General features: G+C 73.0%; 3 protein-coding genes. All 3 read right to left on the bottom strand.

The features are described 5' to 3' along the window. Window positions 1-68: 68 nt before the first annotated feature. A complete protein-coding gene (ftsH, locus tag NON00_RS23405) occupies window positions 69-1,991 on the bottom strand; it encodes an ATP-dependent zinc metalloprotease FtsH (RefSeq protein WP_256025204.1) in 1,923 nt (640 codons plus the stop codon). A gap of 132 nt (window positions 1,992-2,123) precedes the next feature. Then, complete coding sequence (gene tilS, locus NON00_RS23400) at window positions 2,124-3,383, bottom strand: tRNA lysidine(34) synthetase TilS (RefSeq protein ID WP_256025202.1); 1,260 nt, start codon at window positions 3,381-3,383, stop codon at window positions 2,124-2,126. 52 nt (window positions 3,384-3,435) lie between these two features. Then, window positions 3,436-3,928, bottom strand: a 493-nt coding sequence (locus NON00_RS23395) for a tetratricopeptide repeat protein (RefSeq protein ID WP_256025201.1), incomplete at its 5' end; no start/stop codon positions are given.

The following is a 3,928-nucleotide window of genomic DNA, read 5'->3' as shown; positions in this document are numbered from 1 at the left end:
CGGCGGGGGGGCCCCCCCCCCCCCCACCCCCGCCGGGGAGGCAGGGCCTCCCCGGACCCCGCCTTCCGTCAGGCGCCGGGTTGCGGCGCGGGGTTGCCGAAGCCGCCGGGGCGGGTGGGGCGGCCCGAGCTGGGCACGCTGCCGCGGCCGGAAGAGGTCGGCTCGTCCGGGCGGTTGCGCACCACGGGCTCGCCCTTGATCACCTGCCGGATTTCGTCGCCCGAAAGGGTCTCGTATTCCAGCAGGCCCTTGGCCAGGGCATGCAGCTCCTCGAGATTGGTCTGGAGCGTGTGCTTGGCGCGGGCATAGGCCTCGTCGATGATCGAGCGGACCTCGCTGTCGATCTCGCGCGCCGTCGCCTCGGAGACGTTCTTGGACTGGGTCACGGAATGGCCCAGGAAGACCTCCTGGCTGTTGTCGCCATAGGCGATCATGCCGAGCTTGTCGCTCATGCCCCACTCGGTGACCATCATCTTGGCCTGATTGGTGGCCATCTTGATGTCGCCCGAGGCGCCGTTGGAGACCTTGTCGGCGCCGAAGATCAGCTCCTCCGCCACGCGGCCGCCCATCGCCATGGCGAGTTCCGCCTTCAGCTTGGACTTGTGCTTGGAGTAGCGGTCCCCGGCGGGGAGGGACATCACGAGGCCCAGCGCGCGGCCGCGCGGGATGATGGTGGCCTTGTGCACCGGGTCGCATTCCGGCTCGTGCATGGCGACGAGGGCATGGCCGGCCTCGTGATAGGCCGTCATCTTCTTCTCGTCCTCGGACATCACCATGGAGCGCCGCTCGGCACCCATCAGCACCTTGTCCTTGGCCATCTCGAACTCATGCATGCCGACGGTGCGGCGGCCCGAGCGGGCGGCCAGCAGCGCCGCCTCGTTGACGAGATTGGCCAGATCGGCGCCGGAGAAGCCGGGCGTGCCACGGGCGATGATCTTCGGATCGACATCCGAGGCCAGCGGCACCTTGCGCATATGCACGCGCAGGATCTTCTCGCGGCCGGAGACGTCCGGATTGGGGACGACCACCTGGCGGTCGAAGCGGCCGGGGCGCAGCAAAGCGGGGTCCAGCACGTCCGGGCGGTTGGTGGCGGCGATCAGGATAACGCCCTCATTCGCCTCGAAACCGTCCATCTCGACCAGCATCTGGTTGAGGGTCTGCTCGCGCTCGTCATTGCCACCGCCGAGGCCGGCGCCACGGTGGCGGCCCACCGCGTCGATCTCGTCGATGAAGATGATGCAGGGGGCGTTCTTCTTGCCCTGCTCGAACATGTCGCGCACGCGGCTGGCGCCGACACCCACGAACATCTCGACGAAGTCGGAGCCCGAGATGGTGAAGAAGGGCACGTTCGCCTCACCCGCGATGGCGCGGGCGAGCAGCGTCTTGCCGGTGCCCGGCGGGCCGACCAGCAGCACGCCCTTGGGGATCTTGCCGCCGAGGCGCTGGAACTTCTGGGGGTCGCGGAGGAAGTCCACGATCTCCTCCAGCTCGCCCTTGGCCTCGTCGATGCCGGCGACATCCTCGAAGGTGACGCGACCCTGCTTCTCCGTCAGCAGCCGGGCGCGGGACTTGCCGAAGCCCATGGCGCGGCCGCCACCCCCCTGCATCTGGCGCATGAAGAAGATCCAGACGCCGATCAGCAGCAGCATCGGGAACCAGGAGAGCAGGTAGTGGAAGAGCGGGTTGACGTCGCTCTCCTCCGGCCGGGCGAGGACGCGCACGCCCTTCTCGGTCAGCCGGCTGACGAGGGTCGGGTCCTCGGGCGTGTAGGTGGTGAGGGTCCGCCCATCCGCGAAGACGCCTGTCAGCGTCCGGCCCTGGATGGTGACCTCCCGCACGCGGCCGCCATTCACGTCGTTCAGGAAGTCGCTGTAGGCGACCTGCTGGCCGGTCTGGCGGGTGGAGGAGGAAGGTTGAAAGAGATTGAACAGCGCCACGAGCAGCAGCGCCACAATCACCCAAAGCGCCAGGTTGCGGCCGAAATTGTTCACCGTGCGGTTCCCATCCGTGTGCCGGCCAGCGTGAGGATACTGGCCCGGCGCCCTGCAAAGATAGGGCGCCCTTGGCCGTTCTGAAACCGTGCCGCGCCCCTCATTGTCCAATCTCTTTCTTTGCCGGAGCGTTTATGCCGGGCAAAGTGGTCCCCCGGCGGGGCAAAAGACCAGCCGCACCCCCTCCCACGGACCTTCCCCTGCCCCCTGAGCGCCCCCCAGGGCCGGGATGGCGAGCCGCTGCGTGCCACGCCAGAGCGCCGGCAGGCCCGCCGCGACATCGGCCGGCAGGCCCTGGCGCAGGCGCCGCTCCACCGCCCCCGCCGCGCCGAGAAGCAGCCCTTCCCCACCCGGTGGCGACTCCGGTAGGGCCCAGGGCAGGACCCAGCGCCCGTCCCAGAGCGCGCCCGGGGTGGCGGGGATGGGCGGCGCGCAGGCGGCGGGCTCGCGGCAGAGGCGGCCCTCCCGCCACAGCACGCCGTGCAGCGTGCCCTGGCCGCGCTCCAGCAGGGCGGCGGCGGCGGCCAGCGGGGGGGCGTGCTCGGCGCCGGAGATCAGGCGCAGCAGCGCCGCCAGGGCGCGGGCGGCCAGGGCATCGCGCCCCAGGGCGGCGGCCTCCAGGCTGGCCCAGCCCTCGGGATGGAGGGTGACCGCCGCCCCGATTCGCTCCGCTATTCTTTGCTCCGTCCGCGCGCGGCGGGTGGCGAAGGCGCGGGCGGCCTGGCCCAGGGCGGCGGTGCCCGCCCCCTCCCCGCCGGGATCGGCCAGGGCCTGGCGCAGCCGCACGCGGGCGAAGCGCCGGTCCTGGTTGGAGGGATCGCGCAGCGGGGCGATGCCGCGGGCGGCCAGCAGCGCCTCCAGCCGCAGCGGCGCCATGCCGAGGAGCGGGCGCAGGATCATGGCCTGGGGCGCGGGCCGGGCGGCGGCCATCCCGGCCAGCCCGGCCTCGCCGCTGCCGCGCAGGGCGCGGAAGAGCAGCGTCTCCGCCTGATCCCCCGCATGCTGGCCGAGCAGCAGCCAGGGGCATCCTTCCTGTTCCGCGGCCTCCAGCAGCGCGGCGAGGCGCCCGGCGCGGGCGCGTTCCTGGATGGCGCTGCCGCGCGCCAGCCCGAGGGCGAGGATGCGCGCGGCGATGCCCTGCCCGCGCAGCGCCGCGGCCGTCCAGCCGGCTTCCGCCGCGCTTTCCGCCCGCAGCCCGTGATCGACGACGAGCCCGACCACCTCCCCCCCCCGGCTGGCGGCGAAGTCCCGCGCCAACAGGGCGAGCGCCAGGGAATGCGGCCCGCCGGAGACTCCGGCGGCGAATCGCGCCCCGCGCGGAAAGGGCCCGAGGGGCGCCATGAGCGTGGCGAATTCGGCGGCGGAGGGCGGGGTCCGGGGTGACCCTGTCACCCCGGCGGGGGTGTCCAGAGGGGGCGGCGCCCCCTCTGGTCCGGCCAGGACTTCAGCGGCACCCGCCACGCTTGCGCGCATCCGCCGCGCGATCGGCCAGGCCGCCGGACAGCCGGGGAAACTCGCTGCGCAGATCATCGAGCGTGGCGCAGGCCTCGCGCTTGGCGCCGAAGCCGAGGAAGGCGTTGGACAGGCCGATCATGGCTTCCGGCGCGCGGGAGCCGGTGCGGTTGCGGCGGTAGGCATCGTCATAGGCCAGGGCGGCGTTCTGGAAGTCGCGCTTGCCCAGCAGGGCGTCGCCGAGAAGGATCTGCGCATCCTGGGCGCGGGCGCTGCCGCGGGCGGCGATGACCTCGCGGGCGGCGGCCTCGGCACTGGGATAGTCACGGCGGCCGAGGGCGGCCTGCCCATCGGCCAGGGCGCGCTCGGCGGTGCGCGGCGCGGCGGCGGGAGCGGCGGGGGCCGGGTCGGCCTCCCGCGTGAAGGTGACGAGCGTGCTGCGCGGCGGCAAGGCGGGGTCGAAGGCGGGCCAGCGGGTGCCGGGG

The organism is Roseomonas sp. GC11 (assembly GCF_024437745.1).
Lineage (GTDB): Bacteria > Pseudomonadota > Alphaproteobacteria > Acetobacterales > Acetobacteraceae > Pseudoroseomonas.
This window is presented reverse-complemented; position numbering and strand designations above follow the sequence as displayed.